18 protein-coding genes, 1 pseudogene and 1 riboswitch are annotated in these 21,889 nt (G+C 72.9%); of the genes and pseudogenes, 15 read left to right on the forward strand and 4 right to left on the reverse strand.

Features of this window, described 5'->3' with window-relative positions; all coding sequences use genetic code 11:
- Positions 1-11 precede the first annotated feature (11 nt).
- The 9 genes from fmt (at position 12) to PYS65_RS30100 (ending at position 11,073) form a co-directional block, all read left to right on the forward strand.
- A complete protein-coding gene (gene fmt, locus PYS65_RS30060) occupies positions 12-944 on the forward strand; it encodes a methionyl-tRNA formyltransferase (protein ID WP_279337076.1) in 933 nt (310 codons plus the stop codon).
- A gap of 118 nt (positions 945-1,062) precedes the next feature.
- The gene (locus PYS65_RS30065) at positions 1,063-2,481 is read left to right on the forward strand and encodes an RsmB/NOP family class I SAM-dependent RNA methyltransferase (protein ID WP_279337077.1); all 1,419 of its coding nucleotides are present in this window, start codon (positions 1,063-1,065) and stop codon (positions 2,479-2,481) included.
- A gap of 91 nt (positions 2,482-2,572) precedes the next feature.
- Positions 2,573-3,259, forward strand: coding sequence for a ribulose-phosphate 3-epimerase (rpe, locus tag PYS65_RS30070; protein WP_279337078.1), 687 nt, complete (start codon positions 2,573-2,575; stop codon positions 3,257-3,259).
- Positions 3,260-3,337: 78 nt separating this feature from the next.
- Positions 3,338-4,384: a sugar-binding transcriptional regulator gene (locus tag PYS65_RS30075; protein WP_279337079.1), complete on the forward strand. Its 1,047-nt coding sequence runs from the start codon at positions 3,338-3,340 to the stop codon at positions 4,382-4,384.
- A gap of 280 nt (positions 4,385-4,664) precedes the next feature.
- Complete coding sequence (locus PYS65_RS30080) at positions 4,665-6,107, forward strand: GuaB1 family IMP dehydrogenase-related protein (RefSeq protein WP_279338124.1); 1,443 nt, start codon at positions 4,665-4,667, stop codon at positions 6,105-6,107.
- Positions 6,108-6,196: 89 nt separating this feature from the next.
- Positions 6,197-6,649, forward strand: coding sequence for an Lrp/AsnC family transcriptional regulator (locus tag PYS65_RS30085; protein ID WP_279337080.1), 453 nt, complete (start codon positions 6,197-6,199; stop codon positions 6,647-6,649).
- Positions 6,650-6,955: 306 nt separating this feature from the next.
- Positions 6,956-8,158, forward strand: coding sequence for an MFS transporter (locus PYS65_RS30090; RefSeq protein ID WP_279337081.1), 1,203 nt, complete (start codon positions 6,956-6,958; stop codon positions 8,156-8,158).
- A 358-nt stretch (positions 8,159-8,516) separates the two neighbouring features.
- Positions 8,517-9,305: a carbon-nitrogen hydrolase family protein gene (locus PYS65_RS30095; RefSeq protein WP_279337082.1), complete on the forward strand. Its 789-nt coding sequence runs from the start codon at positions 8,517-8,519 to the stop codon at positions 9,303-9,305.
- Positions 9,306-9,360: 55 nt separating this feature from the next.
- Positions 9,361-11,073 carry a flavin monoamine oxidase family protein gene (locus tag PYS65_RS30100; RefSeq protein ID WP_279337083.1) on the forward strand — a complete coding sequence of 571 codons (1,713 nt, stop codon included), beginning with the start codon at positions 9,361-9,363 and terminating at the stop codon, positions 11,071-11,073.
- A gap of 71 nt (positions 11,074-11,144) precedes the next feature.
- Here PYS65_RS30100 and PYS65_RS30105 read toward each other — a convergent pair.
- Positions 11,145-11,837: pseudogene (locus tag PYS65_RS30105) on the reverse strand (DUF5995 family protein); the annotation flags it as partial.
- A gap of 173 nt (positions 11,838-12,010) precedes the next feature.
- Here PYS65_RS30105 and PYS65_RS30110 point away from each other — a divergent pair.
- The gene (locus PYS65_RS30110; protein ID WP_279338125.1) at positions 12,011-13,144 is read left to right on the forward strand and encodes a glycoside hydrolase family 6 protein; all 1,134 of its coding nucleotides are present in this window, start codon (positions 12,011-12,013) and stop codon (positions 13,142-13,144) included.
- On the opposite strand, the gene PYS65_RS30115 is transcribed toward PYS65_RS30110, so the two are convergent.
- Entirely contained in the window at positions 13,126-14,601 is a 1,476-nt protein-coding gene (locus PYS65_RS30115; RefSeq protein ID WP_279337084.1) for a uracil-xanthine permease family protein, read from the reverse strand. The two genes, PYS65_RS30110 and PYS65_RS30115, sit on opposite strands and share 19 nt — an antisense overlap.
- A gap of 175 nt (positions 14,602-14,776) precedes the next feature.
- Here PYS65_RS30115 and PYS65_RS30120 point away from each other — a divergent pair, with 175 nt between their 5' ends.
- Positions 14,777-15,235 (forward strand): acyl-CoA thioesterase, encoded by a 459-nt coding sequence (locus PYS65_RS30120; protein ID WP_279337085.1) that lies wholly within the window; start codon positions 14,777-14,779, stop codon positions 15,233-15,235.
- Here the strand turns inward: PYS65_RS30120 and PYS65_RS30125 are convergent.
- Complete coding sequence (locus PYS65_RS30125; RefSeq protein ID WP_279337086.1) at positions 15,195-16,400, reverse strand: MFS transporter; 1,206 nt, start codon at positions 16,398-16,400, stop codon at positions 15,195-15,197. The two genes, PYS65_RS30120 and PYS65_RS30125, sit on opposite strands and share 41 nt — an antisense overlap.
- Before the next feature lie 181 nt (positions 16,401-16,581).
- Between PYS65_RS30125 and PYS65_RS30130 the strand changes: the two genes are divergently transcribed.
- Positions 16,582-17,781 carry an ROK family transcriptional regulator gene (locus tag PYS65_RS30130; RefSeq protein WP_279337087.1) on the forward strand — a complete coding sequence of 400 codons (1,200 nt, stop codon included), beginning with the start codon at positions 16,582-16,584 and terminating at the stop codon, positions 17,779-17,781.
- 58 nt (positions 17,782-17,839) lie between these two features.
- Here PYS65_RS30130 and PYS65_RS30135 read toward each other — a convergent pair whose 3' ends face one another.
- Complete coding sequence (locus PYS65_RS30135) at positions 17,840-18,598, reverse strand: SDR family oxidoreductase (RefSeq protein WP_279337088.1); 759 nt, start codon at positions 18,596-18,598, stop codon at positions 17,840-17,842.
- 447 nt (positions 18,599-19,045) lie between these two features.
- Positions 19,046-19,176: riboswitch (FMN riboswitch) on the forward strand.
- A gap of 143 nt (positions 19,177-19,319) precedes the next feature.
- Here PYS65_RS30135 and PYS65_RS30140 point away from each other — a divergent pair.
- From PYS65_RS30140 to PYS65_RS30150, 3 genes are read left to right on the forward strand one after another with little or no spacing between them, the layout of a single operon-like run.
- The gene (locus PYS65_RS30140; protein WP_279337089.1) at positions 19,320-19,934 is read left to right on the forward strand and encodes a riboflavin synthase; all 615 of its coding nucleotides are present in this window, start codon (positions 19,320-19,322) and stop codon (positions 19,932-19,934) included.
- A complete protein-coding gene (locus PYS65_RS30145; protein ID WP_279337090.1) occupies positions 19,931-20,575 on the forward strand; it encodes a nicotinamide mononucleotide transporter family protein in 645 nt (214 codons plus the stop codon). The genes PYS65_RS30140 and PYS65_RS30145 overlap by 4 nt, the downstream gene beginning before the upstream one ends.
- Positions 20,572-21,861: a bifunctional 3,4-dihydroxy-2-butanone-4-phosphate synthase/GTP cyclohydrolase II gene (locus PYS65_RS30150; RefSeq protein ID WP_279337091.1), complete on the forward strand. Its 1,290-nt coding sequence runs from the start codon at positions 20,572-20,574 to the stop codon at positions 21,859-21,861. Before PYS65_RS30145 ends, PYS65_RS30150 begins: the two co-directional genes overlap by 4 nt.
- The last annotated feature ends 28 nt before the right edge of the window (positions 21,862-21,889 follow it).

Below are 21,889 nucleotides of genomic sequence, written 5' to 3' on the forward strand. Positions count from 1 at the left end.
CGAACCACTCCATGAAGCTGGTCTTCGCCGGCACCCCCGAGGTCGCCGTTCCCGCCCTGGACGCCCTGCTCGCTTCGGAGCGGCACGAGGTGGCCGCCGTCGTCACCCGGCCCGACGCGCCGGCCGGGCGGGGCCGCAGGCTGGTGGCCTCTCCGGTCGCCGAGCGGGCGCGAGAGGCCGGGATCGAGGTGCTCAAGCCCGTGAAGCCCCGGGACCCGGAGTTCCTGGAGCGGCTGCGCGAGATCGCCCCCGACTGCTGCCCCGTCGTCGCCTACGGCGCCCTGCTGCCCCGGGCCGCCCTCGACATCCCGGAACGGGGCTGGGTCAACCTGCACTTCTCGCTGCTGCCCGCCTGGCGCGGTGCGGCGCCCGTGCAGCACGCCGTCATGGCGGGGGACGAGATCACCGGTGCGTCCACCTTCCTCATCGAGGAAGGGCTCGACTCCGGGCCGGTCTACGGCACCGTCACCGAGGAGATCCGCCCCACCGACACCAGCGGCGACCTGCTCACCCGGCTCGCCTTCGCCGGCGCCGGGCTGCTCGCCGCGACCATGGACGGCATCGCGGACGGCACCCTGAAGGCCGTACCGCAGCCCGCCGACGGGGTCACCCTCGCCCCGAAGGTCTCCGTGGAGGACGCCCGCGTCGACTGGAACGCCCCGGCCCTGCGCGTCGGCCGGATCGTGCGCGGCTGCACCCCGGCGCCCGGTGCCTGGACCACCTTCCGGGGCGAGCGGCTCAAGCTCGTCCAGGTGGTCCCCGCCCCCGACCGCACGGACCTCACCCCGGGCCGGGTGTCCGCGGGCAAGAACAACGTGTACGTCGGCACCGGTTCGCACGCCGTGGAGCTGCTGTGGGTGCAGGCCCAGGGCAAGAAGCCGATGCGGGCGGCGGACTGGGCGCGCGGCGCGCGGATCGGCGCGGAGGAGACGGTCGGCACCTGACGCCGCGGGACCCCGGCCCCGCCCCGGCCCCACCTCGGCCCCCTCGGCCCCCCTTGGCCCCCTCTTGACAACGTAAGCTGGACCGCGCACTTCATCCCACATCCGGAGCACCTTTTTCGTGAGCGACCAGCCCCGTCGGCCCCGCAAACCCGGCAAGCCCTACCGTCGGCCCCAGAAGGACCCCGTCCGCATCCTCGCCTTCGAGGCCCTGCGGGCCGTGGACGAGCGGGACGCCTACGCCAACCTCGTCCTGCCGCCGCTGCTGCGCAGGGCCCGAGAGGGCGGTGACTTCGACGCCCGGGACGCGGCGCTCGCCACCGAGCTGGTGTACGGGACGCTGCGCCGCCAGGGCACGTACGACGCGATCGTCGCGGCCTGCGTCGACCGGCCGCTGCGGGAGGTGGACCCGCCCGTGCTGGACGTGCTCGGCCTGGGCGCGCACCAGCTGCTCGGGACCCGGATCCCCACGCACGCCGCGGTCTCCGCCTCCGTCGAACTCGCGCGCGTCGTGCTCGGCGACGGGCGGGCCAAGTTCGTCAACGCCGTGCTGCGCAAGGTCGCGCAGCACGACCTCGACGGCTGGCTGGAGCGGGTCGCGCCGCCCTACGACGAGGACCCCGAGGACCATCTCGCCGTCGTGCACTCGCACCCGCGCTGGATCGTCTCCGCGCTGTGGGACTCCCTCGGCGGTGGCCGTGACGGCATCGAGGAACTGCTGCGGGCGGACAACGAGCGGCCCGAGGTGACCCTGGTCGCCCGCCCCGGGCGCGCCACCACCGAGGAACTGCTCGGCGAGGAGGCCGCCCTCCCGGGACGCTGGTCGCCGTACGCGGTGCGGCTCAGCGAGGGCGGCGAGCCGGGCGCGATCCCGGCCGTGGCGGACGGCCGGGCCGGAGTGCAGGACGAGGGAAGTCAGCTCGTCGCGCTCGCCGTCGCCAACGCCCCGCTGGACGGGCCGGACCGCAGATGGCTGGACGGCTGCGCCGGCCCCGGTGGCAAGGCCGCGCTGCTCGCCGCGCTCGCCGCCGAGCGGGGCGCCGCCCTGCTGGCCTCCGAGAAGCAGCCGCACCGGGCCGGGCTGGTCGCGAAGGCGCTGGCCGGGAACCCCGGGCCGTACCAGGTCGTCGTCGCCGACGGGACCCGGCCGCCGTGGCGGCCCGGCAGCTTCGACCGGGTACTGGTGGATGTGCCGTGCACCGGGCTCGGCGCCCTGCGCCGCCGGCCCGAGGCGCGCTGGCGCCGCAGGCCGGACGACCTGGACGGCTTCGCCCCGCTGCAGCGCGAGCTGCTGCGCGGTGCCCTGGAAGCCGTACGGGTCGGCGGCGTCGTCGGCTACGCCACCTGCTCGCCGCACCTCGCCGAGACCCGGGCCGTCGTCGCCGACCTGCTCAAACAGTTCCCGGACACCGAACTCCTCGACGCCCGGCCGCTGCTGCCCGGAGTCCCGCAGCTGGGCGAGGGCCCCGACGTACAGCTGTGGCCGCATCTGCACGGAACCGACGCCATGTACCTGGCGCTCATCCGACGGACCGGCTGACCCCGTCCCGAAGCGGCGCCCGGTCCGCGCGCGACCGTATCGGAACCCGACCGATGCCGCCGACCCCCGAAGGGCATGGCACGCTTGGTGCATGGCCGCGCAGATCAACCCCAGCATCCTGTCCGCCGACTTCGCCCGCCTCGCGGACGAGGCACGGGCGGTCGAGGGAGCCGACTGGCTCCACGTCGACGTCATGGACAACCACTTCGTCCCGAACCTCACGCTCGGTGTGCCGGTCGTGGAGTCGCTCGCCCGTGCGACGGACACTCCGCTGGACTGCCACCTGATGATCGAGGCCCCCGACCGCTGGGCGCCCCAGTACGTCGAGGCGGGGGCCGGTTCCGTCACCTTCCACGTGGAGGCGGCCGCCGCACCGGTGCGACTGGCCCGCGAGATCCGGGCCAAGGGGGCGCGGGCCTCCATGGCGCTGAAGCCCGCGACCCCCATCGAGCCGTACGAGGACCTGCTCCCCGAGCTCGACATGCTGCTGATCATGACGGTCGAGCCGGGCTTCGGGGGGCAGGCCTTCCTCGACATCATGCTGCCGAAGATCCGCCGCACCCGTGAGCTGATCAGCAAGCACGGCCTGGAGCTCTGGCTGCAGGTCGACGGCGGGGTCTCGGCGTCCACCATCGAGCAGTGCGCCGACGCCGGCGCCGACGTCTTCGTCGCGGGATCCGCCGTGTACGGGGCGGCGGACCCGGCCGAGGCGGTGCGCGCACTGCGCCGACAGGCCGAGGTCGCCACGGGCAAGGCGTCCTGGGCGTGCGACCACTGAGCCACGAGAACATGAACGGCTTTCAGCAGGGCTGATCGACCGCGCCGGATCTGCGAGGATGAACGGCGAATCCAGAGTGTGAACAGCAGTGAGGAGAACGCCGTGTCGGGTATGTCGGCGGCGGGCCGTTCAGCCATGCGGATGGGACCCGCTGAGCTGGTACAGGCGGCGGCCATGGCCCGCCGCTTCTACCTCGAGGGCAAGTCCAAGATCCAGATCGCCGAGGAGTTCGGCGTCAGCCGCTTCAAGGTGGCCCGGGTCCTGGAGACCGCCCTCGAACGGGATCTCGTGCGCATCGAGATCCGTGTGCCCGCCGAGCTGGACGCGGAGCGCTCCGACGCCCTGCGTGCCCGCTACGGTCTGCGGCACGCCGTCGTGGTGGAGTCCCCGGCCGATGCCGAGGAGACACCCGACCCCGAGAACCTGGGAGAGGTGGCCGCCGACCTGCTCGGCGAACTGGTCGACGAAGGCGATGTGCTGGGCCTGGCCTGGGGCCGGTCCACCATCCACATGGCGGCGGCCCTGGACCGGCTGCCGCCCTGCACGGTCGTGCAGCTGACAGGTGTGTACGACGCCGGGACCGCCGAGCGCGGCTCGGTGGAGGCCGTGCGGCGGGCCGCGCAGGTGTCGGGCGGCGACGCCCACCCCATCTACGCGCCGATGCTGCTGCCGGACGCGGCCACCGCTCAGGCGCTGCGCCACCAGACGGGCATCGCGCGGGCCTTCGAGTACTTCGACAAGGTCACGGTCGCCTGTGTCTCCATCGGATCGTGGGAGCCGGGCATCTCGACGGTGCACGACATGCTCACGGACGAGGAGCGCGCGCACTACGCCTCGCTCGGTGTCGCCGCCGAGATGTCCGCCCATCTCTTCGACTCCGACGGACGCCGGGTCGGCCGTGACCTGGGCGAGCGGTGCATCACGGTCAAGACCGACCAGCTCCGCCGGGTCCCCGAGGTCGTCGCGATCGCCGGCGGGCAGCGCAAGGGCCCCGCCATCGACGCGGTGCTGCGCTCCGGGCTCGTCACCAGCCTGGTGACGGACACCTCGGCCGCGGACTACCTGATGGCGGCGGGGCCGGCCCCCAGGTCCGCCCTCAACCGCTCGGACCCCGACGGCCCCTGACCGGCCCGACGACGCGTGGGCCCGGGACGGGCGGGGCGGCATCGGGCGCACGGCGCCGCGGCTCGTCCGGGCCTTCCCGCCCGCCTGCCTGCTCGGGGTTCTGCGCCCCGCCGCTCACCGTGGCCCGGACGCTCGGAGGTTCCTCCCAGTGCCCGGCGGCACGGCCTGGACGATCGGACCGGAGAAGGCGTTCCGGCCGTCATGGGACAATGAAGTACGTGCTCTTCCCCCTGGCTGACCTGTCCGGGGGCCACCTCTGAACCACTGGGATGTGCAGCACGTGCGTTTCCTCAACGACATCCAGCCCCCGTACGACCTGACGTACGACGACGTCTTCATGGTGCCGAACCGGTCCGCCATCGGTTCCCGGCAGAGCGTGGACCTCAGCTCCCCGGACGGCACGGGCACCACCATCCCGCTCGTCGTCGCCAACATGACGGCCATCGCCGGCCGCCGCATGGCCGAGACGGTGGCCCGCCGGGGCGGCCTCGTGGTCATCCCGCAGGACATCCCGATCGAGGTCGTCACCGAGGTCGTCTCCTGGGTCAAGAGCCGCCACCTGGTCCTCGACACCCCCATCGTGCTCGCCCCGCACCAGACCGTCGCCGACGCGCTCGCCCTGCTGCCCAAGCGTGCGCACAACGCGGGCGTCGTCGTGGACGCCGAGCACCGGCCGGTCGGCGTGGTCACCGACACCGACCTGTCCGGTGTGGACCGGTTCACCCAGCTCACCGAGGTCATGTCCCGCGACCTGCTGCTCGTCGACGCCGGCATGGACCCGCGCGAGGCCTTCAACACCCTGGACGGCGCCAACCGGCGCTACGCCCCCGCCGTCGACGAGGACGGCCGCCTCGCCGGCATCCTCACCCGCAAGGGCGCCCTGCGGGCCACCCTGTACACGCCGGCCACCGACGCGCAGGGCAGACTGCGGATCGCCGCGGCCGTCGGCATCAACGGCGATGTCGCGGGCAAGGCCCAGCAGTTGCTGGAGGCGGGCGTCGACACGCTCGTCATCGACACGGCGCACGGGCACCAGGAGTCGATGATCAGCGCGCTGAAGCTGGTGCGCGACCTCGATCCGCAGGTCCCGGTCGCCGCGGGCAACGTCGTCGCCGCCGCGGGGGTGCGCGATCTGATCGAGGCCGGCGCGGACATCGTCAAGGTCGGTGTCGGCCCCGGCGCCATGTGCACCACCCGCATGATGACCGGCGTCGGCCGGCCGCAGTTCTCCGCGGTGCTGGAGTGCGCGGCGGAGGCGAGGAAGTACGGCAAGCACGTGTGGGCCGACGGCGGTGTCCGCCACCCGCGCGACGTCGCGATGGCGCTCGCGGCCGGCGCGTCCAACGTGATGGTCGGCTCCTGGTTCGCCGGGACCTACGAGTCCCCCGGCGACCTCCAGCACGACGCGGACGGCCGCCCCTACAAGGAGTCCTTCGGCATGGCCTCCGCGCGCGCCGTGCGCAACCGCACCTCGGAGGAGTCGGCCTACGACCGGGCCCGCAAGTCACTGTTCGAGGAGGGCATCTCCACCTCCCGCATGTTCCTCGACACGGCCCGGCCCGGCGTCGAGGACCTGATCGACTCGGTCATCGCGGGCGTCCGCTCCTCCTGCACGTACGCGGGTGCCGGCTCCCTGGAGGAGTTCGCCGAGAAGGCCGTCGTCGGCATCCAGAGCGCCGCCGGCTACGCCGAGGGCAAGCCGCTGCACGCCAGCTGGACCTGACCGCCCCCGGCCGGCCCGGCCGGATTCCGTACCGGCCCGGCCCGCCGATCCCGTTGTGGACCTCCCAGAAGCGAAGTGAACCACCCGCAGTGCTGAACGATCTCGACGAACGCATCGTGCACGCCCTCGCCGAGGACGCCCGCCGTTCCTACGCGGACATCGGCCAGCTCGTCGGCCTGTCCGCGCCCGCGGTGAAGCGGCGCGTGGACCGGCTGCGCGCCACCGGTGCCATCACCGGTTTCACGGTCCGGGTGGACCCCGCCGCCCTCGGCTGGGAGACCGAGGGGTTCGTCGAGATCTACTGCCGCGGCAACACCTCCCCGGAGACCATCCAGCGGGGCCTGGAGCGCTACCAGGAGGTCGTGTCCGCCTCCACCGTCACCGGGGAGGCGGACGCGGTCGCCCAGGTCTTCGCCGCCGACATGCGGCACTTCGAACGGGTCCTGGAACGGATCGCGGGGGAGCCGTTCGTCGAGCGGACCAAGTCCGTGCTGGTGCTGTCCCCCCTGCTGCGCCGCTTCTCGTCGGGGTCGCCCGCCTAGGCAAGAACCCCGGCTGAGGCTTCGAACGCCTCCCGGAGGGCGGCCCGGAACATCCCGCACCCGTACCGGACCGGCCAGGGGGGCGATCCCGGCTGCCCCGGCGACGGCTCCGGGGCAACGGCTCCGGGACGAAGGGCCGGGCGCGTCGGCCGGACACGGAAACGACGGACCGTATCCGGCTCGGGCGTCTACCATCGGTGTCATGATCCGACGACATTGATCCACCCGTCGTGCCTCCCGTGGGCCGCCCCGGGCGCCGTACGTCCTCCACGTCCGGTGTCCGAACCGCCCTCACGGGATGGCCTCATGACTCTCACGCCCACGCGTGCGCCCGACCCCCGCGTCCGACGGCTGACGACCACGCTGTACGGCTACGCGTTCCTCGAAGACTTCGTGCTGCTCTACCCGGTGTACGCGCTGCTGTTCAGCGACGCCGGTCTCACGGTCTGGCAGATCTCCTCCCTGTTCGCCCTCTGGTCGGTCACCGGCGTCCTGCTGGAGGTCCCCTCCGGTGTCTGGGCGGACGCCGTGTCCCGGCGCCTGCTGCTGTGGCTCGGCCCGCTGCTCACCGCCGCCGGCTTCGCCCTGTGGGTACTGCTGCCCTCCTACGGCGCCTTCGCGGCCGGCTTCGTGCTGTGGGGCGCCGGCGGAGCCCTCGGGTCCGGTGCGCTGGAGGCGCTGGTCCACGACGAACTGGAGCGGCTCGACGCGGCCGACCGCTACGCCCGCGTCATGGGCCGCGCCCGCGCGGCGGGACTGGTCGCCGTGATGGCGGCCATGGGGCTCGCCGGTCCGGTACTGGCCCGGGGCGGCCCCACCGCCGTCGGCGCCGCCAGCGTCCTGGGATGCGTGCTGACCGCGGCCACGGCCCTCCGGTTCCCGGAGCACCGCCGCCCGGCGGCCGGGCACGAGGGCTGGACCGCGCCCCTGCGCGCCGGGCTGGCCGAGGCCCGCACCGACCGGTCGGTGCGCGGGGCGCTGCTGCTCGTACCGGCCGTGGGCGCCGTCTGGGGAGCCCTCGACGAGTACACGCCGCTGCTGGTGCGGGACACCGGCGTCGCGGACGAGACGGTGCCCTGGCTGCTCCTGCTGATCTGGGCCGGTGCCACCGCCGGAAGCCTGCTGGCCGGGGAGGGCGAACGCCTCGGCACGACCGGACTCGCGAGCCTGCTCGCGGGCTCCGGGCTGCTCCTGGCCGTCGGCTCCGCCGCGGGCACGACGGCCGGGCTCGTGTTCGTCGCCCTCGCCTTCGGCGGCTTCCAGGCGGCGACCGTACTGGCCGACGCGCGACTCCAGCGGCGGATCGCGGACACCGGGCGGGCCACCCTGACCTCGGTCGCGGGCCTGGGCACCGAGCTGGCCACGGTCGTGGTGTTCGGCGGCTACGCGGTGATCGCCTCACACGGCGGACACAGCACGGCCTTCACCGTGTTCGCGCTGCCGTATCTGGTGACAGCGCTGCTCCTGAAGCTCACGAGGCCGTCGCGCTCGCCACGCGGCCTCCCGTAGGGCGTGCCGCGCTGCCGGCCGGCGCCACCGGCCGGCAGCCGCTTCGTCCGCCCGGCCACCCGGGCGTCCCGGGGAGGGCCGGGTGGCTGGCTGATCGGCCGGCCCACCACGGTCCGCCCGCGTCGTCGCACTCGCGTTCGCTCCGGCGCTCGCCCTGCCCACGCGGCGGCCCCCGGCGTCGGGCCCGGCCCCGGAACGGGCCCCGGAACGGGGGCGTGCAACGAATCGCCGCCGACCCCGCGACGGACGCAACAGTTCGCTCATGGGCACGCAACGGCTCCTCCTTGTCCGGCCGAGCCGACCGGACGTAGCGTCTGTGCGACCCCCCGAAACCCCCGTGCACCGATGAGGGAAAAGCATGCGCACCGCCCTGCTCCAGAGCTCCGGACGGCCCGGATCCGTCGCCGAGAACCTCAAGGTCCTCGACGAGGCCGCGAGCCGCGCCGCAGCGGCCGGCGCCGGGCTGCTCGTGACCTCCGAGCTGTTCCTGACGGGGTACGCCATCGGCGACGACGTCACGGTGCTCGCCGAGCCCGCCGACGGCGACGCGGCCGACGCGATCGCCCGGACGGCCACCCGGCACGGACTCGCCATCGCCTACAGCTACCCGGAACGCACCGGCGACACGGTCCACAACTCCCTCCAGCTCGTCTCCGCCGACGGCACCCGCCTCGCGAACTACCGCAAGACCCACCTCTTCGGAGACTTCGAGCACGAGCACTTCACCCCGGGCGACCAGCCGGTCGTCCAGGCCGAACTCGACGGCCTCACCGTCGGCCTGCTGGTCTGCTACGACGTCGAGTTCCCGGAGAACGCGCGCGCCCACGCCCTGGCGGGCACCGACCTCCTCCTGGTGCCCACGGCCCTGATGCACCCGTTCCAGTTCGTCGCCGAATCCGTCGTACCGGTAAGGGCGTTCGAGAACCAGATGTACATCGCGTACGTCAACCGGGTCGGCCAGGAAGGCGAGTCGGAGTTCGCGGGACTGTCCACCCTCGTCGGACCCGACGGAGTCGCCCGCGCCCGGGCGGGCCGCGGCGAGGAACTCCTCCTCGCCGACGTGGACCCCGCGTTCCTCGCCGCCTCCCGTGAGACCAACCCGTATCTGCGGGACCGCCGCCCCGGCCTGTACGGGCCCCGCGGCTGAAGCACGTTTCTCCCCCGACACCTCGAAGTCCGTTCGCGCAAGGAGTCCGCACCCCATGACGTCCACGGTGCCCAACGCCGTCGAGCACGCCGACGAACAGCAGCCGCCGATCACCATGTTCGGCCCGGACTTCCCGTACGCGTACGACGACTTCCTCGCCCACCCCGCGGGCCTCGGTCAGATCCCCGCGACCGAGCACGGCACCGAGGTCGCGGTCGTCGGCGGCGGCCTGTCCGGGATCATCGCCGCCTACGAGCTGATGAAGATGGGCCTCAAGCCCGTGGTGTACGAGGCCGACCGGATCGGCGGCCGGCTGCGCACCGTCGGCTTCGAGGGCTGCGACCCCTCGCTCACCGCCGAGATGGGCGCGATGCGCTTCCCGCCGTCCTCCACCGCCCTCCAGCACTACATCGACCTGGTGGGGCTCGAGACCCGTCCCTTCCCCAACCCCCTTGCCGAGGTGACGCCTTCGACCGTCGTCGACCTCAAGGGCGAGTCGCACTACGCCGAGACGCCCGACGACCTGCCGCAGGTCTACCGGGACGTGGCGGACGCCTGGAACCGCTGCCTGGAGGAGGGCGCCGACTTCTCCGACATGAACCGCGCCCTGCGCGAACGGGACGTCCCGCGCATCCGCGAGATCTGGTCGCGGCTGGTGGAGAAGCTCGACAACCAGACCTTCTACGGTTTCCTCTGCGACTCCGAGGCCTTCACGTCCTTCCGGCACCGCGAGATCTTCGGCCAGGTCGGCTTCGGCACCGGCGGCTGGGACACCGACTTCCCCAACTCCATCCTGGAGATCCTGCGGGTCGTCTACACCGAGGCCGACGACCACCACCGCGGCATCGTCGGCGGCTCCCAGCAACTGCCGCTGCGCCTGTGGGAGCGCGAGCCGGAGAAGATCGTCCACTGGCCGTACGGCACCTCGCTGAAGTCCCTGCACACCGACGGCGCGCCCCGCCCGGCGGTGACACGGCTGCACCGCACCGCCGGCCGGCACATCACGGTGACGGACGCGAACGGGGACATCCGCACCTACCGGGCGGCCGTCTTCACCGCCCAGTCCTGGATGCTGCTCTCCAAGATCGCCTGCGACGAATCGCTCTTCCCCATCGACCACTGGACCGCCATCGAGCGCACCCACTACATGGAGAGCTCCAAGCTCTTCGTGCCCGTGGACCGGCCCTTCTGGCTGGACGAGGCGGTCGACGAGAACGGGAAACCGACAGGGCGGGACGTCATGTCGATGACGCTCACCGACCGGATGACCCGCGGCACCTACCTGCTCGACGACGGCCCGGACAGGCCCGCCGTCATCTGCCTCTCGTACACCTGGTGCGACGACAGCCTGAAGTGGCTGCCGCTGTCACCGAACGAGCGGATGGAGGTCATGCTGAAGTCGCTGGGCGAGATCTACCCGACGGTCGACATCAGGAAGCACATCATCGGCAACCCGGTGACCGTCTCCTGGGAGAACGAGCCCTACTTCATGGGCGCCTTCAAGGCCAACCTGCCCGGCCACTACCGCTATCAGCGGCGCCTGTTCACGCACTTCATGCAGGACCGGCTGCCCGAGGACAAGCGGGGCGTCTTCCTGGCCGGCGACGACATCTCCTGGACGGCCGGCTGGGCCGAGGGCGCCGTCCAGACCGCGCTGAACGCGGTCTGGGGCGTCATGCACCACTTCGGCGGAGCGACCGACGCGACCAACCCCGGTCCCGGTGACGTCTACGACGAGATCGCGCCGGTGGAACTCTCCGACGACTGAGCCCCGGGAGTCCCGGGAGCCCTTTGGCCCCCGGAGCCCGCCGGCTCGCGGCCGCCGGACCGTCCGGGCCGGTCGGGCAGGGGCGTGAGCAGCATGCGTCCGGCGAAGCCGACCGCCATGTCCAGCCGCGCGGCGAACTCCTCGGCGACGTCCGGCAGTCCGCGCAGCGCCCACAGCGCGCGGGCCGCCGTCCAGGCGGCGTCCCGGGCGTGGTCCAGGCTCCACGCGGCGAGCAGATGGGTCATCGGGTCGGCGAGCTGGAGCAGGTCGGGACCCGGCATCAGGTCCTCGCGGATGCGCTCCTCCAGCGTGACCAGGAGGTCGCCGACGTGGTCGAACTCGTCCTCCACGTCGGCGGGTTCGCAGCCGAGCGTACGGCAGGTGTCCACGACGGCGAGCGCCAGGTCGTGGCCGATGTGCGCGTTGATGCCCGCCAGCGCGAACTGCAGCGGACGTACGCCCGGATGGTGGCGGAACTGGAACAGCGGACGCCAGCAGGCCGGTGGGCGGCGGCCCTCGGACACCGCCTCGACGGCGGCCAGATAGCGCTCGGCGAACAGCACGTCCAGGGTGACCGCCGCCCGCGTGTCCGCGGGCGGACCCGCGTCGATGCGCCGGTCCACCTCCGTCGTCACCGCGAGGTAGACGCGGTTGAAGTCCGCGATCCCGTCCCGGCGGGGCAGGGCGGAACCGAGGGCGCGCATCCGGGAGACGACCGTGTCTACGGGGGTGCAGACTTGACGGGCTTGTTCGCATTGCGCCATGAGCGCAGAGTCGCACCTTTAGTGTGGTGCCGGTGGCGGCGGGCCCGGCGTTTCCCCGGATCGGGGGAACGCGCCCGTCGTGGGGGAGGGGGAGCAGTACTGTGTCAGGCTCGCGTGCCCAACGCCTGGCTGCCCGGCGGTCCGCGCGCAGAGGCGCGGCCCGGCGCGCCGCCATGGTCGCGGCCGCCTCCCTCGTGGTCGCGGTCGGCACCGCCGCCGGGGTGGTCTCCTCGGTGGACGACGGACGCGGCTCGGACGAGGCACGGCCCGAGACGACCGCGTCACCGCGGCTGGAGGCACTGCCCGCCGTGCCGTCGTCGGCGTCCCCGTCGACCGAGGCGCCGTCCCCCTCCGCGTCGGCCTCTCCCGAGCCCCGGGCGGAAAAGACGGGTGCCGCGCCGTCCGTGTCGCCCGGCGCGCGGGAGCAGCGGTCGGCCCCGGTGTCCCCCGGGCTCTACCGCCACCCCGATTCCCAGGTCCTGGACTGGGTGCGGGCCCACCCCGGTGATCCGCGCCGCGCGGTCATAGCGTCCCGCATCGGTGACCGGCCGGCGGCGGTGTGGTTCGCCGACCACTCACCGGACACGATCACCGCGCGAGTGCGCGCGATCACCTCGGCCGGCGCCGCGCGGGGCCGGGTGCCCGTCCTCGTGCCGTACACGATTCCCGACCGCGACTGCGGCGGGCACTCCCGGGGCGGGGCACCCGATCTGGACGCCTACGACGGCTGGATCGACCGGTTCGCCGCCGGACTGGGGTCCGGTGAGGTCATCGTGATCCTGGAGCCGGACTCCCTGGCCCAGGTCGAGTGCCTCTCCGCGGGGCAGCGCGCCGACCGCTTCGCCTCACTGGCCCGCGCCGGACGGGTGCTGAAGGAGGCCGATCCCCGGGCCCGCGTCTACTACGACGCCGGGCACTCCGGCTGGAACGCGCCCGTGCGGCAGGCCGGTTGGCTGCGGCAGGCCGGGGCCGCGTCGGCGGCCTCCTCCGACGGCGTCTTCAGCAACGTCTCCAACTTCCACGACACGGCCGACGAGATCACCCACAACCGGCGGGTGCTCGACGCGCTCGGCGGCCCGCCCGGCCTGGGCGCGGTGATCGACACCAGCCGCAACGGCAACGGAGCCCCGGCCGACGGCGAATGGTGCGACCCCGCGGGCCGCAAGCTCGGCCGGGCCCCGACGCTCCGCACCGGCGAGGCCGGGATCGACGCCTACCTCTGGGTGAAACTGCCGGGGGAGTCGGACGGCTGCAAGGGCGCGCCGGGCACCTTCACCCCGTCGTACGCCTACGACTTGGCGCGCTGAGCGCCCCCGCCGTCCGCCTCGTCCCCGCCGTTTCCGCTGTTCCCGCCGTCCCCGCTGTTCCCACCCCGACCGTCCTCGCTCCCGCTGTTCTCGTCGTAGGCGGAGGTGCCCGCGTCGAGCAGCGGCGGCTGGGTCTTGAGGTGGGCCGGCGCGAAGGCGCGCAGCGCGTGGTACCCGGTGATGACGACGAGGGAGCCGAGCGCGATACCGCTGAGCGAGAAGGTGTCGGTGAACTCCATGGTGACGTTGCCGACGCCGATGATGATGCCCGCGGCGGCCGGCACCAGGTTCAGCGGATTGCGCAGGTCCACCTTGGCGTTGATCCAGATCTGGGCGCCGAGCAGGCCGATCATGCCGTACAGGATGACGGTGATCCCGCCGAGCACGCCCCCGGGGATCGCGGCCACGACCGCGCCGAACTTCGGGCAGAGGCCGAACAGCAGGGCGAAGCACGCGGCGGCCCAGTACGCGGCGGTCGAGTAGACCCGGGTCGCCGCCATCACGCCGATGTTCTCGGAGTAGGTGGTGTTGGGCGGGCCGCCGACGGCGGTGGACAGCATGGAGCCGACGCCGTCGGCGGAGATGGCCGTGCCCAGCTTGTCGTCGAGGTTGTCGCCGGTCATCTCGCCGACGGCCTTGACGTGCCCGGCGTTCTCGGCGATCAGCGCGATGACGACCGGCAGGGCGACCAGGATCGCCGACCACTCGAAGGACGGGCCGTGCAGGTTCGGCAGACCGATCCAGTCGGCCTGGCCCACACCGGACAGGTCCAGGCGCCAGTGGTCGGTGACCTTGCCGCTCGCGTCCGCGGAGTGGATCCGGCCGAAGACCAGGTCGAGGACCCAGGAGAGCGCGTACCCGAAGACCAGCCCGAGGAAGATCGCGATACGGGACCAGAAGCCCCGCAGGCACACCACCGCCAGGCCGGTGAACAGCATCACGGACAGGGCGGTCCACTGGTCCTGCGGCCAGTACGTGGCGGCGGTCACCGGCGCCAGGTTGAAGCCGATCAGCATCACCACCGCGCCGGTGACGATCGGCGGCATCGTGGCGTGGATGATCCGCGCCCCGAAACGCCGCACCGCGAGCCCCACCAGGAACAGCGCGGCCCCGACCACGAACACCGCGCCGGTCACCGTGGCGCTCGACCCGCCCTGGGCCCGGATGACCGCGGCGACGCCGACGAAGGAGAGCGAGCAGCCCAGATAGCTGGGCACCCGGCCGCGCGTGGCCAGCAGGAAGACGATGGTCGCGACGCCCGACATCATGATCGCGAGGTTGGGGTCCAGGCCCATCAGCACCGGGGCGACGAACGACGCCCCGAACATCGCCACGACGTGCTGGGCGCCGAGTCCCGCGGTACGGGGCCAGGAGAGCCGTTCGTCGGGGCGGACCACCGCGCCGGGAGCCGGGGTGCGTCCGTCTCCGTGCAGTGTCCAGCGGACGCCGAGATCCATGGGGTGTCGCTTTCGTCGTTCGTGCAGCGTGTCCGGACCATTGTCGGGGCTCTCCAGGTGTGCTTCGTACACCTGGACAGGTCTGCTCCGGCTGTCTGAGCGTCTGCTTAGGATGAGGGCGCGCCGTCGGTTCGTGTAGGCGGCACTCATTCCGTACGCACCAGGAGTTCCGCCCGTGACCGCCGAAGCCCCGACCGCCCCCGCCCTGTCGTACGGCCGGCTGATCCCGGTGACCGTCCACTTCGACGACCTCGACGCGCTGGGGCTGCTGCACAACGCGCGCTATCCGCTGATGGTCGAGCGGGCCTGGGCCGAACTGTGGGAGGAGCACGGCATCCGCTTCGAGGGCGACTGGACGGCGGCCGGCGACGCCTGCAACGCGGTCAGGGAGCTGCGGATCGGCTACGAGGCCCCGGTGACCCGGACCGGCGCGTACGCCGTCCACCTGTGGCTGGAGCGGTTGGGGACGACCGGGCTGACCTACGGTTTCCGCTTCTGCTCGCGGGACGGGGCGGTGACCTACGCGCGGGGCAGCCGGGTGCTGGTACGGCTGGACGCGAAAACCCTGCGCCCGGCGCCCTGGAGCGAGACGCTCAGGGCCGCGGGCCGGGAACTGCTGCGTCCGGGCGGATGACCTTCACACGGTCCCCGGAGCGCAGCACGCCCGCGAGGCCGGCCAGACCGCAGGACAACACCGTGACCAGGACGAACGACACCATCAGACTGGTCGCCTGGGCCAGCAGGCCGATCGCGCTCGGAGCGATCAGGCCCGAGGTGTACGTGATGGTCGCGACGCCCGCGATGGCGAGGCTGGGATGGGTGCCGCTGCGGCCCGCCGCGGCGAAGCACAGCGGCACCACCACCGCGATGCCGAGGCCCATCAGCGCGAACCCGGCCATCGCCGTCGCGGGGTGCGGGGCGAGGACGATCAGCAGTCCGCCGGTGACGGCGACGACGCCGCTCGTGCGCACTGTGCGCACCGCGCCGTAGCGGTCCACCACCCGGTCCCCGGCGAGCCGGGCGATCGCCATGGTGAGCGTGAACCCGGTGGTGCAGGCCGCGGCGAGCCCCGGCGAGGCATCCAGCCGGTCGCGCAGATAGACCGCCGACCAGTCGAGGCTCGCACCCTCCGCGAAGACCGCGCAGAAGCCGATGGCGCCGATCAGCAGCGCGGAGCGGGGCGGCAGCGCGAACCTCGGCGGCGGCTCCTCGTCCTCGGCGGGCTGCAGGTCGAGCACATGGCCCGCGGCGGCGACACCCGCCACGGTCAGGACACCGGCCGCGAGCGCGTGGTGCAGCCGGGCGTCCGTGCCGAGGTGCGCGGCGAGGGTGCCGGCCGCCGAGCCGACCAGGGCACCGACGCTCCACATGCCGTGCAGCCCGGACATGATCGACCGCTCGAGCCGGTTCTCCACCTCCACCCCCAGGGCGTTCATCGCGACGTCGGACACGCCGGCCGTGGCGCCGTAGACGAACAGGACCAGGCAGAGCGTCAGCAGGTTCGGGGCGATCGACGGCAGGACCAGCGCGAGCGTCCACAGGGCGATCAGTCCGCGCAGCGCGGTGCGGGCGCCGAAGCGGTGGCTGACCCGCCCCGCCAGCGGCATCGCGAGGGACGCACCGATCGCGGGGAAGGCGAGCGCGAGCCCCAACTGCCCCGGGCTCACGCCGGCATGGTCCTGGATCCAGGGCACGCGCGTGGCGAACGAGCCGGTCACGGCGCCGTGCACGGCGAACACGGCGCCCACGGCGTACCGCGCCCTCCGTACCTTGTGTTGCCCGTACACCTCTGCGGTCATGGTCCCGCCCCTCCCGGCCGCACGTGGCCCTCACGCGCCGCCGTAAACTATCAGGGAGGCTTCCTGATGGATAAGGGGATTTTCGCCAGTCTCCCGGGCCGCGTACCGATCCGGTCCCGCCGTCCACCGCCCGCCGATCACGGGCAGCCGATCACGGCAGCCGATCTGGAAGGATCACGCCATGGCCGCATCCCCCAGCACCGCCAGAGCCATCAACGACCGGAACGCCCTGCGGCTGCTCCAGCAGGAAGGTCCGCTGACGGCAAGGCAGTTGAAGCAGCTGACCGGCCTGTCCCGGCCGACCGTCGCCGACCTCGTCGAGCGGCTGACCGCGGCCGGGCTGATCACGGTGGTCGGGGAGGCCGGGGAGCAGCGGCGCGGACCGAACGCGAAGGTGTACGGGATCGTCGCCGACCGGGCGCACCTGGCGGCGCTCGACGTTCGTACCGAGGGTGTCGCCGTGGTCGTCTCCGACCTCGTCGGTGCGGTGCTGGCCGAGGCCTGGGCGCCGATCGCGGTGGACGCCGGGACCGGCCCGGCCGTGGAGCGGGCGGTGACGCTGGTCGAGCGGACGGTGAAGGAGGCGGGCGCCGACCGGTTGCACACCGTCGGCATCGGTGCCCCTGGGCTGATCGACCCCGCGAGCGGCGAACTGCGGGTGTCCAAGGGGCTGCCGGAATGGCACCGTCTGCTGGTGGCCACGCTGCAGGAGCGGCTGCCCGCGGCACGCGTCAGCCTGGAGAACGAGACCAACCTCGCCGCCCTGGCCGAGCAGCGCGAGGGCACCGCCCGGGGCCGCGACACCTTCGTCCTGCTCTGGCTGGGCCACGGCACCGGCGCGGCCGTGATCCTGAACGGCTCCCTGCGCCGGGGCGCCTCCGGCGGCACGGGCGAGATCGGCTTCCTGCCGGTCCCGGGCACCGCCGGTCTGCCGTCGGCCGCCGACTGCGGCGGCGGCTTCCACTCCCTCGCGGCCGCGGCGGCGATCGCCGAACTGGCGGGGGAGTACGGGGTCGTGGCCGAGCCGGACACGGAACCGGTGGCGGCGGGGGCGGTACGGGCCGCCGCCGCGAGGGCGCGCGAGGAGCCGGCCTCGGCGGACGCGCGCTTCCTCGACGCCCTCGCCGACCGCGTGGCCGTGGGGGTCGCGGCGGTGGCGGCGCTGCTGGACCCTGGATGCGTGGTGCTCGGCGGGGAGATCGGCCAGGCCGGAGGCACGGAACTCGCCGCCCGCGTACAGGACCGGACGGCCCGGATGTCACCGCTGTCCACCGAGGTGCGCGCGAGCCTCCTGGGCGGCGGCGCGGTGCTGCGCGGTGCCCTCCTGACGGCCCGGGACCGCGCCCAGGACGAGCTCTTCGGCCCACCCGCCGCACTTTGACGCCGGGCGCCCCGCTCCGCCACCGGGCGCTCGCCCCGGCCCCCTCCGGCTCGCCCGCCTACTCGCCGACGCGTCCCCGCCCCGCCCGTGCGGCCAGGAACTCCTCGAAGGTGCCCTTGCCCACCGCGCGCTCCGGGGCGAGGTGGCTGCCGGCGCGGAAGGCCCGGTAGGCGGCGCCCCGGAGCGGAACCCTGACCACCGCGCGGCGTCGCCCCGTCGCCCGGAGGTAGGAGCGCGCCAGGGAGTCGAGCGTCCTCACCTCCGGGCCGCCCATGTCCTCGACGCGCCCCGCCGGCCCGCCCCCGGCCAGCTCGGCCAGGCGGTCCGCGACCTCGGTCACCTCGATCGGCTGGTCCTTCACACGGGACGGCAGCAGCAGCACCGGGAGCCTGCCCAGCCCTTCGAACACCGTGAGCAGCAGGTCGTGGAACTGGGTCGTGCGCAGGACGGTCCAGCCGATCCCGGACTCCTCGACCAGCCGTTCCACCGCGAACTTGGTCCGGTAGTAACCGAACGGCACCCGGTCGACACCGACGATCGAGATGTACACGAGGTGCCCCACCCCGGCCCGCCGTGCCGCCGCGAGAAGGTTCTCCGCCGCCTGCTCGTCTCCGCCGCGCGGTGTGCTCGCACAGTGGACGACCGTGTCCACCCCGGTGACGGCCTCGTCCAGCGTGCTGCCGCCCCGGCGCAGGTCGACGGCGTACGGACGGGAGTGCCGGCTGAGCACCCGCACCTCGTGCCCGTCCGTCCGCAACCGTTCGGTCAGGTGCCGGCCGAGGGCTCCGGTGCCGCCGGTCACCAGGATCGTGCTCATGCTGTTCAGCCCCTCGGGAGATGCGGTGCTCCCCGCTGGAGCACCCTCGTCCACAGGGACGGATCGGCGGCCCCGGATGTGACACGGGATCACGGACGACCCCGGCGGACGGCGTGGTGAGGCCCGGCGGCGGGCAAGGGCCGTCGTCACCGCCGCCGGGCCGGTCTGTGCGGAGGCCGCATCAGACGCTAAAAGGACTAGACCACTGTGGTCAATGGGTGGGTGCAGGTCGGGAGGGCGCGTTCGACGGCGTTCAAGGGGGCAGGCGGGGCGCGGGTGGGCTGCTGTGCGCCGGTTGTGCGCCGGTTGTGCGCCGGTGGCGCGTGATGTCCGAGGGCCGGCCGCGGGCGGGCGGCGCGCACGGACGCCTTTTTCTGTGAGGCACCCCACACCCCTCACCTGTATGGGTGGTGGCCGGGCATGGCACACTGGGCCCAGTACCAGCAGCAGCGCACTCCGGGGTCGGTGAAAGTCCGAACCGGCGGTTACAGTCCGCGACCCGGCCGCTTCCAGTGGCCGGTTGACCAGGTGAAATTCCTGGACCGACGGTTAAAGTCCGGATGGGAGGCAGTGCGCGGCGGGCGGGCATTCGTGCGCGCCGCCGTATCGGTTCACCCTCGGGTGAACTCCGTCCGGCGTCGCCCCCGGTGTACCTGCCCGTACCTCTGTCGTCATCGACAGCCCCGGAGTCCGTGCCCGAAGAGGCAGGAGGACCCGGGAAGTGTTCACCGGAATCGTCGAAGAACTGGGCGAGATCACCGCTGTCGAGACTCTCGACGACGCCTGTCGCTTCCGTCTGCGCGGCCCCGTCGTCACCGAGGGCGCCAAGCACGGCGACTCGATCGCCGTCAACGGTGTCTGCCTCACGGTCGTGGACCACGAGGGCGACGAGTTCACCGCCGACGTGATGGCCGAGACCCTGAACCGCTCCAGCCTCGGCGCCCTCGCCGTCGGCTCCCGGGTCAACCTCGAACGCCCCATGGCCCTGGGCGCCCGTCTCGGCGGCCACATCGTGCAGGGGCACGTCGACGGGACCGGCCGGATCCTCGAGCGCAAGCCGTCCGAGAACTGGGAGATCGTGAGGATCTCACTCCCGGCCGAACTCTCCCGCTACGTCGTGGAGAAGGGCTCCGTCACCGTCGACGGCATCAGCCTCACCGTCGTCGACGCCGGCCCCGACTTCTTCACCGTCAGCCTGATCCCCACCACGCTCGCCCTGACCACCCTCGGCCTCAAGCAGAGCGGCGACCCGGTCAACCTGGAGGTGGACGTCATCGCCAAGTACGTCGAGCGGATGATCGGCGACCGGGCCATCGGTGAGGGGGCCACGCGGTGAACTGGCTGAACTCCGAGGCGTTCGTCCTCTTCGACCAGCACATCAAGTGGTCGGACATGATCGGCAACGTGATCGGTCTGATCGCCCTCGCCCTCGGCTGGCAACGCTCCATCTGGACCTGGCCCGCCCAGTTCGTCTCGGGCCTGATCCTCTTCGCGGCCTTCGCCACCGCCCATCTCTCCGGCAGCGCGGGCAAGCAGATCGTCGTCATGCTCGTCGCCGTCTGGGGCTTCCGGCAGTGGAACCGCGGCCGGCAACAGGCGCAGGACGGCTCCATCGCCGTCCGGTTCGCCACCTGGCGCGAACGCGGGATCCTGGCGGGCGCGGCGGCACTCGGCACCCTCGCGGTGGGCGGACTGTTCACGCTGTACCCGTCCCTGTCCTGGGACCCCTGGCCGGACGCGTACATCTTCGTCGGCACCGTCGTCGCCATGTACGCCCAGGCCCGCGGCATGGTCGAGTTCTGGTTCGCCTGGCTGCTGGTCGACCTCGTCGGCGTACCGCTGAACTTCGCCAACGGCTTCGCCTTCTCCGGCTTCGTCTACATCATCTACGGCGCGCTGGTCCTGTGGGGGCTGCGCGACTGGTGGCTGCGCTCCCGCGAGGACGCACGGCCCGCCCTGGAAGGAGCGCCGGCATGAGCACGGCACCGATCCTGTACAGCACCGAGGACGTCGAGGACCTGACGCTCGACCCGGTCGAACAGGCCGTCGCCGACATCGCGGCCGGCCGCCCGGTCGTGGTCGTCGACGACGAGGACCGCGAGAACGAGGGCGATCTCGTCATCGCCGCCGAGAAGGTCACCCCCGAGATCGTCGCCTTCATGATGAGCGAATGCCGCGGCCTGATCTGCGCTCCCCTGGAGAGCGACGAACTGGACCGGCTCCGGCTCCCGCAGATGGTCGAGGACAACACCGAGTCGATGAAGACCGCGTTCACCGTCTCCGTGGACGCCTCCGCCGCCCACGGCGTGAGCACCGGCATCTCGGCCGCCGACCGCGCCACCACCCTCCGACTGCTCGCGAACGGCACCGCCCAGCCGGACGACTTCGTCCGCCCCGGTCACATCTTCCCGCTGCGCGCCCGCTCCGGCGGCGTGCTCGTGCGCGACGGCCACACCGAGGCCGCCGTCGACCTGGCCCGCCTCGCCGGACTGCGCCCGGCCGGTGCCATCGTCGAGATCGCCGGCGAGGACGGGCAGATGCTGCGTCTGCCCGAGCTGATCCCGTTCGCCCGCAAGCACGGCCTGACGATCATCTCCATCGAGGACCTGATCGCCTACCGCCGCAGCTCCGAGCCCACCGTCCGCCGCGAGGCCGAGGTCCGGCTGCCCACCTCGCACGGCACCTTCACCGCCTACGGCTACCGTTCCACCGTCGACGGCGTCGAGCATGTCGCCCTCGTCCACGGCGAGATCGGCGACGGCGCGGACGTCCTCGTGCGCGTCCACTCCGAATGCCTCACCGGCGACGTCTTCGGCTCCCAGCGCTGCGACTGCGGCCCCCAGCTGGACGCCTCCCTGGAGCGCATCCAGAAGGAGGGCCGGGGTGTCGTCGTCTATCTGCGCGGACACGAGGGACGCGGCATCGGCCTGATGTCCAAACTGCGCGCCTACGAACTCCAGGAACGCGGGCGTGACACCCTCGACGCCAACCTCGAGCTGGGCCTGCCCGCCGACGCCCGTGACTACGGCGCCGGCGCGCAGATCCTCGCCGACCTCGGGGTGCGCGGCGTCCGCCTGCTGACCAACAACCCCGACAAGGCCGACGCGCTCGTCCGGCACGGCATCGAGGTCATCGGCCGCGAACCGATGCCCGTCACCGCCGGCGAGCACAACATCCGCTACCTGCGCACCAAGCGCGACCGGATGGGCCACGACCTGCCCTGGCTGGACACGCCGACCGTGCCGGCCTGCGGCAACCAGTAGCCGGCCTGCGGCAACCAGTCAGAGAACC

This window comes from Streptomyces cathayae, assembly GCF_029760955.1.
GTDB lineage: Bacteria > Actinomycetota > Actinomycetes > Streptomycetales > Streptomycetaceae > Streptomyces > Streptomyces cathayae.